This window comes from Mesorhizobium sp. B1-1-5, assembly GCF_006443065.1.
Taxonomy (GTDB): Bacteria; Pseudomonadota; Alphaproteobacteria; order Rhizobiales; family Rhizobiaceae; genus Mesorhizobium.
The window spans coordinates 1-14,176 of record NZ_VFWS01000133.1 but is presented as its reverse complement, the minus strand read 5'-3'; the positions used below and the strand labels follow the sequence as shown (position 1 = coordinate 14,176).

General features: G+C 63.9%; 12 protein-coding genes and 1 pseudogene. 8 read left to right on the top strand and 5 right to left on the bottom strand.

Translation table 11 applies throughout. The features are described from left to right. The 3 genes and pseudogenes from FJ980_RS26080 to FJ980_RS26070 form a co-directional block, all read right to left on the bottom strand. Window positions 1–209, bottom strand: a pseudogene (locus FJ980_RS26080) (hypothetical protein); the annotation flags it as partial. A 429-nt stretch (window positions 210–638) separates the two neighbouring features. Beyond that, entirely contained in the window at window positions 639–1,250 is a 612-nt protein-coding gene (locus FJ980_RS26075; RefSeq protein WP_140546565.1) for a thymidine kinase, read from the bottom strand. A 62-nt stretch (window positions 1,251–1,312) separates the two neighbouring features. Then, a complete protein-coding gene (locus FJ980_RS26070) occupies window positions 1,313–1,537 on the bottom strand; it encodes a hypothetical protein (protein WP_140546564.1) in 225 nt (74 codons plus the stop codon). Here FJ980_RS26070 and FJ980_RS26065 point away from each other — a divergent pair. The 6 genes from FJ980_RS26065 to FJ980_RS26040 all read left to right on the top strand — a co-directional run bounded on the left by FJ980_RS26065 (window position 1,536) and on the right by FJ980_RS26040 (window position 8,368). Next, a complete protein-coding gene (locus tag FJ980_RS26065; RefSeq protein ID WP_140546563.1) occupies window positions 1,536–2,471 on the top strand; it encodes a choline ABC transporter substrate-binding protein in 936 nt (311 codons plus the stop codon). The two genes, FJ980_RS26070 and FJ980_RS26065, sit on opposite strands and share 2 nt — an antisense overlap. 196 nt (window positions 2,472–2,667) lie before the next feature. Beyond that, window positions 2,668–3,522 carry a choline ABC transporter permease subunit gene (choW, locus tag FJ980_RS26060; RefSeq protein WP_140546562.1) on the top strand — a complete coding sequence of 285 codons (855 nt, stop codon included), beginning with the start codon at window positions 2,668–2,670 and terminating at the stop codon, window positions 3,520–3,522. Further along, complete coding sequence (gene choV, locus FJ980_RS26055) at window positions 3,519–4,700, top strand: choline ABC transporter ATP-binding protein (RefSeq protein ID WP_140546561.1); 1,182 nt, start codon at window positions 3,519–3,521, stop codon at window positions 4,698–4,700. The genes choW and choV overlap by 4 nt, the downstream gene beginning before the upstream one ends. Window positions 4,701–4,808: 108 nt before the next feature. Then, window positions 4,809–6,836 carry an autotransporter outer membrane beta-barrel domain-containing protein gene (locus tag FJ980_RS26050; RefSeq protein ID WP_140546560.1) on the top strand — a complete coding sequence of 676 codons (2,028 nt, stop codon included), beginning with the start codon at window positions 4,809–4,811 and terminating at the stop codon, window positions 6,834–6,836. After that, complete coding sequence (locus FJ980_RS26045; protein WP_140546559.1) at window positions 6,790–7,227, top strand: hypothetical protein; 438 nt, start codon at window positions 6,790–6,792, stop codon at window positions 7,225–7,227. The genes FJ980_RS26050 and FJ980_RS26045 overlap by 47 nt, the downstream gene beginning before the upstream one ends. A 103-nt stretch (window positions 7,228–7,330) precedes the next feature. Further along, window positions 7,331–8,368 carry an MBL fold metallo-hydrolase gene (locus tag FJ980_RS26040; protein ID WP_140546558.1) on the top strand — a complete coding sequence of 346 codons (1,038 nt, stop codon included), beginning with the start codon at window positions 7,331–7,333 and terminating at the stop codon, window positions 8,366–8,368. Window positions 8,369–8,688: 320 nt separating this feature from the next. Here the strand turns inward: FJ980_RS26040 and FJ980_RS26035 are convergent, their stop codons facing one another. Beyond that, window positions 8,689–10,689, bottom strand: coding sequence for a transcriptional regulator (locus FJ980_RS26035; protein WP_246676556.1), 2,001 nt, complete (start codon window positions 10,687–10,689; stop codon window positions 8,689–8,691). 235 nt (window positions 10,690–10,924) lie between these two features. Here FJ980_RS26035 and FJ980_RS26030 point away from each other — a divergent pair, with 235 nt between their 5' ends. Then, complete coding sequence (locus tag FJ980_RS26030) at window positions 10,925–12,010, top strand: pyridoxal-phosphate dependent enzyme (RefSeq protein ID WP_140546556.1); 1,086 nt, start codon at window positions 10,925–10,927, stop codon at window positions 12,008–12,010. Window positions 12,011–12,092: 82 nt separating this feature from the next. Next, entirely contained in the window at window positions 12,093–13,571 is a 1,479-nt protein-coding gene (locus tag FJ980_RS26025; protein WP_140546555.1) for a pyridoxal-dependent decarboxylase, read from the top strand. 20 nt (window positions 13,572–13,591) lie between these two features. On the opposite strand, the gene FJ980_RS26020 is transcribed toward FJ980_RS26025, so the two are convergent. Next, a complete protein-coding gene (locus tag FJ980_RS26020) occupies window positions 13,592–13,966 on the bottom strand; it encodes a YciI family protein (protein WP_140546554.1) in 375 nt (124 codons plus the stop codon). Window positions 13,967–14,176: the final 210 nt, after the last annotated feature.

The following is a 14,176-nucleotide window of genomic DNA, read 5'->3' as shown; positions in this document are numbered from 1 at the left end:
TCGGCAATATTGCCTTCCATAACCTTCTGCTGCTTGAGCACGTCCTCGATGCGGGCGTTCTCGATGTCGAAATTGGCATCGCCGATCTTCTTGTCGGCCTGAGCAAGCGTGTCGAGCACCGTACCGGACTGCTCGATCTTGCTGCGCATGTCCTGCACGACCTGCTTGGTCTTGGCAATTTCGGCATCGAAATTCTGCAATGTCGCCATTGGGGCCTCCCGCTTCGGCATCCGTTTCCGTGTCGTGGCGGCGAATATATGTGGGGCTTCAAGGGATTGAAAGAAGGAAGACATGGAGACGCGTCAAAACAAAAGAATTGGTTAGGTCCTTGAAAGCCAAGGCAAGCATGCGCATAGTGCCCAGTAACGCGCACAATCATCGAACAGCTTTAGCTGACATGCCTTAAGGTCTTGTTTTTGCGAACGGCCATGAAACAGCGCCGACAAATATCTTGCGGCGGCGATGCCGGTTTCGCCGGCGCCGGTCAAGGCTTGAAGCGGTTTTCGGACGACATCCGGCTCTAGAGCGGTTCAGCGTTTCACGGAATCGCCGAACCGCTCTAAGTCTTTGTTTTTACACAATTCCAGACGGAAAACCGCTACGCACTTTTCCTGGAATTGCTCTATGCAAGCTCCGGCTCATCTGCTGACAAAACCGATGAAGTCGTCGGGCGCGGCCCGGCCCATCTCCTCTTCCCAATGCCGGCGGCAGAGCGAGACATAGACGTCCTTGCCGATCGCCACCTGCTCGCCCTGCTTCGCCACCTTGCCGTCGGGCCCCAGGCGCACCACCATCGTCGCCTTGCGGCCGCAACGGCAGATGGTGCGCACCTCGCGCAGGTCGTCCGCGATGGCGAGCAGAGCGCGCGAGCCGGGAAACAGATTACCCTGAAAATCGGTGCGCAGGCCGTAGCACATGACCGGAATGCCCAGACGGTCGGCGATGCGGGCGAGCTGCCAGGCCTGCTCTTCCTCGAGGAACTGCGCCTCGTCGACAAAGATGCAATGCACCGGGCCATGCCGGTGGTGCTCCGCGACCCTGGCATAGAGGTCGTCGCCGTCGCGGAAAATCTCTGCCTCGGATTCGAGACCGATGCGCGACGAGATCAGCCCGGTGTCGCCGTTGCGATAGTGGCCGGCGACAAACAGCATCGTCGACATGCCGCGTTCGCGATAATTGTAAGACGCTTGCAAAAGCATCGTCGTCTTGCCGGCGTTCATCGTCGCGTAGTGGAAGTAAAGCTTGGCCATGTCGCTCATTTAGGTGTGTCGGAATTCAGGCGAGGCCGGCCCGACCTGAATCTCGACACACCCTAAGCCGACTTGCCGCGGCTCGGGGAGAGGGCACCGGCTCCGTCCACCAAAAACTCGATGTCGTTCAAAAAGCTGTCATGTCGCTTAATGGCCAGCGCGCGCCGTTCGTCGCGACGTTGAACCGCTTGAAACAACATCAAAATGGTGTTTGGCTGACGAAACAAGGCGGGCGCAAGAACCGTGACTTCGCTTTGCCTCGAAAATCCAATGGGAGATAAGTTCATGTCGCGTATTAAATCTTTCGTCGCAGGCCTCGGCCTTGCGGCGCTTCTGTCGACGACCGCCGCCTATGCCGGCGATCCGGCGAGCTGCAAGGCCGTGCGGCTGTCGGATGTCGGCTGGACCGACATTCAGGCCACCACGGGCCTGGCTTCGGTGCTGCTGACCGCGCTCGGATACGAGCCGCAGGTGATCCAGCTTTCGGTGCCGGTGACCTACGCATCGCTGAAGAACAAGGATCTCGACGTCTTCCTCGGCAACTGGATGCCGTCGATGACCAACGACATCAAGGACTATACCGCCGACGGCTCGGTCGAGACCGTCAGCCAGAACCTCGCCGGCGCCGGCTACGGCATCGTCGTGCCGACCTATGTCGCGGATGCCGGCGTCAAGACGCTGACCGATCTCGGCAAGTTCAAGGACAAGTTCAACGGCAAGATCTACGGCATCGAGGCCGGCAATGACGGCAATCGCATCATCCTCGACATGATCAAGAACCCGAAGGACAACCTCGAAGGCTTCGAGCTGGTCGAATCCTCGGAAGCCGGCATGCTGACGCAGGCCGAGCAGTCGATGAAGAACAACGAATGGATCGCCTTCCTCGGCTGGACGCCGCATCCGGTGATGGGCGCCATGAAGATCACCTATCTCGACGGCATGGGCGACAGCGGCTTCGGCGCCGCCACCGTCTCGACCAATGTCCGCAAGGGGTACATGACCGAGTGCCCGAATGCCGGCAAGTTCATCGCCAACCTGAAGTTCAATCTCGACATGGAAGGCGAGATGATGGACGCCATCCTCAAGGGTGGCGACCCGCAGACGGTCGCCACCGACTGGCTGAAGAAGCATCCGGATGCGGTGACGCCGTGGCTTGCCGGCGTGACCACCTTTGATGGCGGCGATGCGGCGGCGGCGGTCAAGACCGCGCTCGGGAGCTGAGCCGGCTTTGAGTTCGGAATGATCCGAAAGAGGGCAGCCGGTTGAAAAGGCTGCCCTTTTTCTTAAAGCGCGGCGCACCTTAAGCCTCTGTTTCGACACATGTCATTTCCCAAAACCGCTGCACACTTTTGGGCGACATGAGTTAAGCTGCGAGAAGATGACCGTACGGCAAGTGCGGCGAAGCCGAGAGGGGAAGATGGATCCGATTTCGAAATTCCTGACCGACTACAAAATCCCCATCGGGCCGTGGGGCAAGGCCTTCTTCGGCTTCCTGACCGACAATTTCGACACTATCTTCCGGGCGTTTTCAAACGGGCTTAATTTCATCCTCGACGGGGCGGTGGACCTGCTGCTGATGGTCCCGCCCGTGCTTCTGGCGCTGGTCATCGCGATCATCGCCTGGCTGCTGCAGCGTTCGCGGCCGCTCGCCATCGGCGTCTTCCTGGGCCTGATCTTCATCATCAACCAGAATCTGTGGAAGCAGACGGTGCAGACACTGGTTCTGGTGGTCGCGGCCGCCGCAATGGCCATGGCAATCGGCGTGCCGCTCGGCATCTGGGCGGCGCACAAGCCGAAGGTCTACCGCGTCATGCTGCCGGTGCTCGACCTGATGCAGACGCTGCCGACCTTCGTCTACCTGATCCCGGTGCTCACGCTGTTCGGCCTCGGCAACGCGCCCGGCCTGATCGTCACCATTATCTTCGTCATCCCAACCGCCGTACGCCTCACGCATCTCGGCGTGGTTTCGGTGCCGAAAGCAATCGTCGAAGCGGGCGAGGCGTTCGGCGCCACCAAGCGCCAGCTTCTGTGGAAGGTGGAGCTGCCGTCGGCGCTGCCGACCATCATGGCGGGCCTGACGCAATCGATCATGCTGTCGCTGTCGATGGTAGTGTTCGCCGCCCTGATCGGCGCCGGTGGCCTCGGCACCGAAATCAACCGCGCGCTCGGCTCGCGCCGCATCGATCTCGGGCTCGAGGCCGGCCTCGCCATCGTCGTGCTCGCCATCGTGCTCGATCGCATGACCCGCATCGGCGTTGGAGGCAAGAAATGACCGTCGCGGTTGATTTCAAGAACGTAGACATCGTCTTCGGGGCCGATCAGGCAGGTTCGCTGGCGATGATCGACAAGGGCGCCACGCGCGCCGAGATCCTCGAAAAGACCGGTAACGTGCTGGGTTGCGCCGGCGCCAGCCTGACTGTCCATGAGGGCGAGATCTCGGTGCTGATGGGCCTGTCCGGCTCCGGCAAGTCGACGCTGCTGCGGGCCGTCAACCGGCTCAATGTGGTGTCGCGCGGCCAGGTGCTGGTCAAGGACGGCGACCGGGTGGTCGATGTCGTCACCTGCGACGAGGCGACCTTGCGGCGGTTGCGCCAGAAGCAGGTGGCCATGGTGTTCCAGCAGTTCGGCCTGCTGCCCTGGCGCACGGTCGAGGAAAATGTCGGCTTCGGCCTCGAGCTTGCCGGCGTGCCGGAGGCGGAACGCAAGGCGCGCGTGCAGAAGCAACTGCAACTGGTCCATCTCGACCAATGGTCGAAGAAATATGCCCATGAGCTTTCGGGCGGCATGCAGCAGCGCGTCGGTCTCGCCCGGGCTTTCGCCACCGAGGCGCCGATCCTGTTGATGGACGAGCCTTTCTCGGCGCTCGACCCGCTTATCCGTACCAAGCTGCAGGACGAATTGCTGCAGCTCCAGGCCGAGCTGAAGAAGACCATCATCTTCGTCAGCCACGACCTCGAGGAGGCGCTGAAGATCGGCAGCCATATCACGATCATGGAGGGCGGCCGCATCGTCCAGACCGGCGCGCCGGAAGACATCGTCTTGCGCCCCGCCAACGACTATGTCCGCGACTTCATCGCCAATGTGAATCCGCTGTCGGTGCTGACGGCGTGGAACGTGATACGCGACCGTCGCGACCTGGAGCAGGGCGACAACGGCTGGGTGTGGCTCGATCGGCGCAAGACGACACGCTTCAAGATCGACGACCACGGCCTGGTGGCAGCGGCCGAGCGCGACGGCAAGCCGGCGGTGTGGGTGTCCTGCGCCGATGTCGAACGCCAGCCGGAGGAGGGCGCCCAGGTGTTCTGGGCCAATCCCGGCACGCCGCTGAAAACGGTGATGCTCGCCATGCACCGTTCGCAGACTGCGCCGGTGGCGCTGTTCGACGAAGGCTCGCGCTTCGTCGGCTCGATTGGCATCAGGGACGTGCTGAGTGCTGTGCTGAGGCGGTAGGGACTTCAGGCGCCGCCCGGCCTGCGGTCGGGCGCCTGACCGCGGCTTGTTTTTCGCTTCCTTCGAGCGCAGAGTCCGCCCGTTGCGTGCCCATGCGCCGAGGGGGTGATGCCGACGTCGCGCACAGGGGTTCCAGGCGCGGTTGCGCTGTCGATTTTCGCCGGGGTCTCGCTTGCAAGCGGCACCGCGTTTTCGCAAAGTTTTGCTATCGGCAATGGCGTCATCGCCGGCCAGCAGACGATGACCGGCGCCGGCGACACCGGCATCGTGGCTCCAAACGGAGCGATCGAAACATTCGGCGCCGGCGCCGATGCCGTGCGGATGCTCAATTCGGGCCAGCGGCTCACCAATTACGGGTTGATTGGAACATTCGGCGACGGCGCCGCCAATGTACATTCGCAAGGGCTCGACGCGACCATCCTCAACAACGGAGCCATTCTGGCGACAGGCGATGGCTCGATCGGCATATTGTCGGAGGGCGGCAATGCGCATATCGTGAACGATGGCGCGATAGAGGCGCTTGGCGTTGCCTCATACGGCATCATCAGCGACGCCCCGGGCGGGCGCGTGGACAACCGTAGCTTTATCGGCGTTTCAGGCACGGCCGCCGCAGGCATCATCGGCGATGGGCCAGACCTGGAGATAGACAATAGCGGCTCGATCGAGGCCTATGGGATCGCCGCCGCCGGGATCATCTGGCAGAGCAATGGTCTTCGGCTGCAAAATTCCGGGTCGATCGTTGTGTCTGGGCTGGCTTCCGTCGGCATCGGCGCCAGCGGCAACGACATCGCAATTGCCAACAGCGGCACGGTCAATGCCTTCGGGACAGCCTCGACAGGCATAGGCACCCTGTTCGGCAATGCCACGATCGGCAATTCCGGTTCGGTCATTGTCGAGGGGGCAGGTGCCGTAGGCATCGCCGCCCAGGGCAGCAACTCCGTCGTGACCAATTCCGGCCGCGTCTTCAGCGACCAGAGCGTGGCAATCTATCTTGGCGCGCCGGGTGCGACACTGAACCTGTTGGGCGGAACGGCCATCCAGGGGCCGATCGTCTTTTCCGGCGGCGGCAACACCATCACCTTCGGTCCCGCGCTGAACGCCGTCATGAGTTTCTCGGGAAGCGGTGTGCCGCAGACCGTCCTGACCGGCGGCAGGCCGTTCGTGACGAGCGGCGACAGCGTGGCGGTGGCGGACATCACCGGGTTTGCCAGCAGCGGGCCGCTGATCGAAGACCTTGTCGACGGTATAGCCGGTGTCGCCGAGGCGCGCATGTCTGCCACAGGCGATGGCTTGCCTGGACCGCATCCAGACGCCTGGATCTCCACATTTGGCGGGATACGCGCCCAGGGCGGTTCCGGCGCATCGGCCGGGTTCAGCCAGGCACTGGGCGGCGGCGTCGCCGGCGCTGAAAGGCGCTCGGGCGACGGCTTCCTGGGTGGCGTGCTGCTGGGAGGTGCTGCGGGATCGACCGAGATCGACGACGATGCGCAGGAGATCGCCCATCGCAGCGTATTTGCGGGCGGTTATCTCGGCTATGACGGAGGGACGCATTTTGCCGGGGCGACGTTGATTGCCGGCGCGATCGAGGAGCACAGCCGCCGCCGTGTCGCGAACAACCGGGTGCTCGACGGCATCGAGACGGCGCGGGCCGATTTCAGCAGCGTCTTCCTCAGCCCGTCGGTTACGTTCGGCACGCGGCTGCCGGTCGCGACCGGCACGCTGATCCCCAGCGTGCGGCTGCGTTACGTAGGCCTCTTCGTCGACGGCTACGCAGAGACCGGTTCGGACGGCGATCTCGCGGTCGCGCGACGCAACGTCAACCTGTTTTCGGCGCGCGGTCAGCTCGCGCTGGCTTTGGCGCCTGTCAGCACGCCTGTCCAGGCTTGGCAAACCACGCTCCGAGCGGGGATCGATGCGATCGCGCAAAACAGCGGCGACGTTTCGGCGACATTGCTCGGCCAGGGCATCTCTTTTCCCGCCGGCAGCAAGAAATTTGTGTTGCGCGGCTTTGCCGGCGCGGACGTCGCGGCGCAGGTGGGCGCAGGCATGACGCTCAATGCCGGCTTCGAGGCCGGCTACGGAAGCGATAATGCCTTCACCGTTCGCGGCCAGGCCCGCCTCAGCAAGGCTTTTTGAAGGATGCAAAACAACACCGGCGCTGGCGCGACTTGAGCACCTTTTTACAACGGATGGGCTCGTTGGCCCTGTTCTAACATGGATGATAGGCAAGGGTCCTGTGAGGCGAATCTGGAACTGGCTGTCCGAACCGCGAGCCGCGCAAATAGCGCTTGGCCTGTTGCTAGTCATCGCGGTCCGGTCGATCCTGGAATTCTTCAGGATCGGTGGAGCGGCCGGCGCAGAGCTGCGTAGCGATGAAATCTTCTATATCGAAGGCGCGCTCGCCGCGGTTTGCGCCGGCCTCGCCGTTCTTGTCGTGCATGCCATCGGGCGGCATGGCTGGGCGACGCTTCTCACCGCTGCGGCGATAGCTGTCCTGTTGGCATGGAAAATCGCGGTCATTGGCTGACGATAGGCGCTTGGTCAAAAAGCCCCACAATCCTATACTGCCACGCGGCCTCGCGGATCATTGCATTCGTGAAGGCCAGCGTTGCAGTGGGGCACGTCGCAGGATGATCTTCCGTCAGCTCTTCGATTCCGTTTCGGGCACCTATTCCTATCTGCTCGCCAGCCGGCGCGGCGGCGAGGCGCTGATCATCGATCCGGTGTTGGAGAAGGTCGAGCGCTATCTGCAGCTGGTCAATGAGCTGGACCTGAGGCTGGTCAAGGCGGTCGACACGCATCTTCATGCCGACCACATCACCGGACTCGGCGCGTTGCGCGACAAGACGCATTGCGTGACCGTGATGGGTGAGCAGACCAAGGCCGACGTGGTGTCGATGCGGCTTGCCGACGGCGACAAGCTCGGCATCGAAGGCCTGGCGCTCGACGTCATCTACACGCCCGGCCACACCGACGATTCCTACAGCTTCATCCTGCCGGATCGTGTGTTCACCGGCGACACGCTGCTCATCCGCGGCACCGGCCGCACCGATTTCCAGAACGGCGATCCGCGCCAGCAATATGAATCGATCTTCGGCCGGCTGCTCAAGCTGCCCGACGAGACGCTGATCTTCCCGGCGCATGACTACAAGGGCGAGACCGTGTCGACGATCGGCGAGGAAAAGGCCTTCAATCCGCGCCTGCAGGTGAAGTCGGTCGACGAGTATGTGAACATCATGAACAATCTCAATCTGTCCAACCCGAAAATGATGGATGTGGCCGTGCCCGCCAACATGCGGGTCGGGCTGCACCAGGACGACATCGCCAGCCGCGGCTGGGCGGTGAGTGCGGAGCAGGCGCTGGCGCTGGTCGGGCGGCCCGACGTGGCGCTGGTCGACCTGCGCGAGCAAACCGAGCGCGAGCGGCACGGTATCATCCCCGGCGCGATCCACCTGCCTTATGCGCGGCTGCAGGAAAACATCGCCGCCGGCGGCATGTTGCACGAACTGGCGAAGTCGACCAGCAAACAGATCCTGTTCTATTGCGCCTTCGGCGAGCGCTCGGCGATGGCGGTGCAAGCAGCGCAGGACGTCGGGATTTCCAGCGCCCGCCACATCCAGGGCGGCATCGACGCCTGGCGGAAAGCCAGCGGCCCGTTATCTCACTAGTTCCCCAGCGCAAACGCCGGGGATTGGATGAAGCCGCCCCAACCTCGTCATTCTATGGCGGAGCAAGGAGCGAAGCGACGCGCGCAGACCATAGAATCCATTCCGTGACTTCGAAGCGCCGGCACGGTGCAGAATTCTGCTCCGTTGCACGCCTTGGCGAAGGTAGCGGTATGGATTCTAGGGTCTTCGCGACGGAGCTTCGCTCCTGCTCCGCCCTGGAATGACGATCGCGATGGGCGTTTCGGCCAATCTCCAAGGCATGCCATCTGCCAACGCAAACAGAGCCGACCGGTCAAAATGTGCAGTGCCACTAGCCGGATTCAATTCAGCCCGATGAGCTTGGCGCCGTTCCGGAACAGGGCTTCTCCATCCCGGTCGAAACGGAATGTCGCGATGAAATCGTCGGCGCGATAGTTCGGCAGGGTGTTGCGGATCGCGGCGGCGAAGGTTCGCGCCTCCTCCTGCCGGCCGGCCAGCGCCAGGCAGTGAGCGGCAATCGCCAGGATGATGACATGGGCGTTTGGCCTTGCGGCCGCCTTCAGCGCCCATTCGGCCGCCGCTTCGAATTCGCCAAGCCTTGCATGCGCCATGGCGCGCGCGCCCATCATGCCGAACAGCAGCGGATCGAAGGGGCTCAGATGGCGCGAATGGTCCGACGAACCGATCGCCGATTGCGGGTCGCCCGATTGCGAATGGACAAAGGACAGCGCGTAGTGGCCGAGCGCGAAATTGGGGCTGAGGTCGACGGCGCTCGCGAGCTCCAGCAGCGAGCCGTCCTGCTCGCCGCGCAGCCATAGCGCACGGCCCATCGCCCAATGGGCGGCGGGGTTGCGGTCGTCGACCAAAAGGCTCTGGCCGGCGCTTTCGAAGGCAAGCGCGGTCTCGCGGTCGCGGTCGCCCCAGCGCTGGAAAGCATTCTGCCAGTGGGTGAAGGACATGCCGGCATAGGCGCGCGCGAAAGTGGGATCGAGCTTCAATGCTTCGCCGAAGAAATGCTGCGCCAGCTCGTTTTCCTGGCGGGTGAAGCGATACATGTGCCAGAGGCCGCGATGATAGGCCTCCCAGGCATTGAGCGAGTTTGGCGCTTTCAGCAATGCGCGGTTGCGCTCCACCGTCGCGATCTCGGCGGCGATCGATGAGACGATGCTGTTGCCGATATCCTCGATGACGATGAAGATGTCGTCAGGCTTGTGTTCAAAGGTTTCCGCCCAAACGATCCTTGCCGTGCGGACCTCGACAAGCTCGACCGAGACGATGAACCGGCCCGGCAGAGCCCGCACCGAGCCCGTCGCGACATAGTCGACATTCAGCCTGCGCCCGGCGTCTTCCGGCGCGATGTTCTTCTCAGCGAGCGCGAAGACAGAACCGCGGGCGATAACGAAGAAATCGCGCAGCTTGGCAAGCCGCGTGATGATGTCATGCGTGAGGCCATCGGCAAGCCCGCCACGGAAGCCGCCGGCGCCGGCGCTCTCGGCAAACGGCATCACCGCGAGCGAAGCCCGGCGGGTCGCAACGGGCTCGGATTCGTCCGCGGCGACCTGCGATTCCGAAACCGGGAAAGCCGGCCCGGATCGGGCGCATGGCGTTGCGCCGGCGTTCCGGGCTCTTATCTCCTGCCAAGCCTCGCGCAATGGCGTGACATCCAGCTCTTCCGAGCGAAACAACTCCGCTGCCGTGGCAAGATGCTCTTCGCCGGCGCCGATCTGCCCGCGCCGGGCCAGATTTTCCAGCAGCGCCACATGCGCGCGGCCGTCGAAGGGCGCAAGCTCCAGCCATTTGTCGATATGGGCGCCGGCCTCATCGGCTCCACGCGGGAGAAGCCCAATGATATGCTCCAGAACCGCGACATGGCATGCGCTGAAACGGCGGCGCTGCGCCGCCAGCCAGCTGCCGAAATGCGGGCTGCGATCGAGCTCGAGGCCGTCGAGAAAATCGCCGGCGAACAGTTGCGCAAGCGTCCGCAGGCGGTCGAGGCCAAGTGTCTCGATCCTTTTCGCCACCGCGGCAGCTGCCTCGACGGCATCGACGCTCACATCGCCGAGGCGAAGCGCCACGGTGTCGCCTTCCGTCTCGATCCGGCGCAAGCCCGGTTCGTCGAGCGCGGCACGCAGCTTGCTCAGGCACCAGCGCAACTCGCCGCGCGGATCGTTGGGCACGTCCCAGAGAAGTTCGCAAAGACGGCTGCGGCTGACGGGGTGGGGCGCCAGCGCCAGATAGGCAAGCAGGGCGCGCAGCTTGCGTGACGAAGGCAAGGCCACAGGAACATCGTCGCGCATGATCGCAAACGGGCCGAGCAGCCTGATCGAAAGGCTGGCTGCCATGCTTTTCAGAGCCGACCGAACGGATTCCATGTCCGTTTCCACGCTCGCTCCCACGCCGAACAGTTGGTCCATGTTCTATCACCAAACACGACAGGGCGCATCCGTCGGCGAATTTTCGAGCCGGATACGGCCTTTGCCGAATTTGCCGGCAAGTCACACGCAACTAACGCGGCAAGGTGTCGAAACCGCGCCGCCCAAGCCGCCGGTTTGTAACCGGCACGTGAGGAGAAAGGCCATGTTGCATCAATTGAAAATCAGGACCACGTCCGGGCGCGGCCGTCTGTTCGACAGCATTCTCGACACGGTCGGCGACACGCCGGTCATCCGCATCAACAATCTCGGCCCGGCACATGCCACGATCTATGTGAAGGCGGAGTTCTTCAACCCGGCGGCCTCGGTAAAGGACCGGCTGGCGCTCAACATCATCGAGGAAGGCGAGCGCAGCGGTAAGCTCAAGCCCGGCCAGACTGTCGTCGAGGCGACGAGCGGCAACACCGGCATCGGCCTTGCGATGGTCTGCGCGCAGAAAGGCTATCCGCTGGTGGTGACGATGGCCGACAGCTTCTCGATCGAGCGCCGCAAGCTGATGCGCATGCTTGGCGCCAAGGTGGTGCTGACGCCGCGCGCCCAGAAGGGTTTCGGCATGTACAAGAAGGCGGTCGAGCTTGCCGAGGCCAATGGCTGGTTCCTGGCGCGGCAGTTCGAGACCGAGGCCAACGCCGCCATCCACGAAGCGACGACAGCGCGCGAGATCATCAATGATTTCGCCGGTTCCAGGCTCGATGTGTTGGTCACCGGCTACGGCACGGGCGGCACGGTGGCCGGCGTCGGCCGCGTGCTGCGCCGCGAGCGGCCGGAGGTGAAGATCGTGCTCGCCGAGCCGGCGAACGCGCAGCTGATCGGCAGCGGCAAGGCCCAGGAGCGCGGCGCCGGCGGTGCGCCGTCCGCCAGCCATCCGGCCTTCGAACCGCATCCGATCCAGGGCTGGACGCCGGACTTCATCCCCAACGTGCTGCAGGAGGCGATCGACCAACGCTATTATGACGAGGTGGTGCCGATTCCCGGTCCCGAAGGCATCAAATGGACGAAAGCGCTGGCGCGGCAGGAAGGCATCTTCACCGGCATCTCCGGCGGCGCCACCTTCGCCGTGGCGCGGCAGATCGCGGGCAAGGCCCCGGCCGGCTCGGTGATCCTGTGCATACTGCCCGACACGGGGGAGCGCTACATGTCGACGCCGCTCTTCGACGGCATCGAGGCGGACATGGACGCCGAGGAAACGGCGCTGTCGCGCTCGACGCCGAGTTGCCAGTTTGAAGCCTGACAAAACCGACCGCGACGCCGCCCCCGCATGGCGGCGCCGTTCTTTTAAGCGCGGGTCGACCCACGCCGGCGGGAGAGGCCAGATGGATATATTTCAGGAAGCGACCAACGTGGACGAAACACTCGATCCGCCGGATTGGGCCGATGTGGGAGCGCTCTCGCACCGAATCCTCGACGATGCCATCGCCTATCTCGAGGATGTCCGCGACCGGCCGGTCTGGCGCGAGATGCCGGCCGAGGTGCGGGCATTCTTCGGCGCACCTTTGCCGCGCTCGCCGGCGCCGGCGGCTGATGTTTATGACAACGTCGCCCGCAACGTGATGCCTTACCCGATGGGCAACATCCATCCGCGTTTCTGGTCCTGGTATATGGGATCCAGCAACTTCACCGGCGCGCTCGGCGATTTCCTGGCGGCGATCCAGGGCTCCAATCTCGGCGGCGGCAACCATGCCGCTGCGCTGATGGACAGCCAGGTCGTCAACTGGATGAAGGAGATGGTGGGTTTTCCCGCCTCGGCCAGCGGCACGCTGGTCAGCGGCGGCTCGATGGCCAACATCATCGGCCTGACCGTGGCGCGCAACGTCAAGGCAGGCGTCGACGTGCGCGAGCGGGGTGTCGGCGCCATGCCGAAGCCGTTGCGCTACTACGCCTCGGACCAGGTCCATTCCTGTCATCGCAAGGCTGTGGAGGCGCTCGGCCTCGGCAATCAGGCGCTGCGGCGAATCCAGACCGATGCCGGGTTGCGCATCGGTATCGCCGCGCTCAAGGCGGCAATCGCGGAGGACCGCGAGGCGGGCTTCAGCCCGGCCTGCGTGATCGGCACCGCCGGCACCGTCAACACCGGCGCGGTCGACGACCTGCAGGCGCTGGCGAGCGTGGCGGCCGAAGAGGACCTCTGGTTCCATGTCGACGGCTGCATCGGCGCGCTCATCGCGATCGCGCCTGAGAACCGATCGCTCGTCGCCGGCATCGAACAGGCGGATTCGATCGCGCTCGATCCGCATAAATGGCTGCACGCGCCGTTCGAAGCCGGCTGCGCCCTGGTGCGGGACGCATCCCAGCACCGCAACACGTTTGCCGTGACGCCGGAATATCTGGAATCGACGCCGCGGGGCCTGGCCTCCGGAGAGTGGCTGCACGATTATGGGCTTCAAACGTCGCGCGGTTTCCGTGCGCTCAAGATCTGGATGGCGCTGAAGGAGCATGGCGTCGAGAAGTTCGGCCGCCTGATCGACCAGAACATCGCCCAGGCCCGCCACCTCACCCGGCTGATCGAGGCGGAGCCGGCGCTCGAACTGATGGCGCCGACCACCATCAACATCGTCTGCTTCCGCCATCGCCTGGATGGCGCGTCGGAGGAAAGCCTCAAGGGATTCAACACCGAGATCATGCTGAGACTCCAGGAAGAGGGAATCGCGGCCTTGTCCGATACCACGGTGCAGGGCCGGCATTGCCTGAGGGTGGCAATCGCCAATCACCGCACGCGCCGCGGCGATCTCGACCTGCTGGTGACGGAGATGCTCAGGCTGGGACAGGAAATCGAGGCCGCGATATCGGTCTGAAGCACGCTCGGGAAGCTGTCTCAGCTTACCGTCAGCGTGGCGCCCGGTAGATAGAGCATGATCGGCCGGATCTCGTAGACGGCGGTGGGGTTGACGCGCTTGAGGTCGCGCGCCACCGCTATCGCCTCGTCCTGGGTCGCGCAGTCGAGGACATAGAGGCCGAGCAACTGCTCCTTGGTCTCGGCAAAGGGACCGTCGATCACCAAGCCGTCGCCCGGACCGCGCAGCGTCACGGCCTTGGCCGTCGCGCCGAGCCTGGCCGCGGGCCCGAGCTTGCCCTCGCGCGTCAGCCTGTCGTTGACCTCGAGCAGGTCTTTCATCAATGCCGCATCCTCATCGGGCGACCAGGACTGCACGGTGTCTTCGACGTGATAGGCAAGGACGGCGTAGAACATGTGCGGATTTCCCTCATAATCAGGCGGGCCGCACTATCACAAGGATGGTTCCGCTGATCCAGTGGCGCCGGTGCCGGACAGAGCCCACTCCTGACTCAAGCTGCCAGCGGCAGCCGCAGCTCCGTCAGCAGCCCGCCACCGGGGTAGTTGGAGAGATCGACCTCGCCGCCGGCGCCGCGCGCGATGTTGCGGGCGATGGTGAGGCCGAGG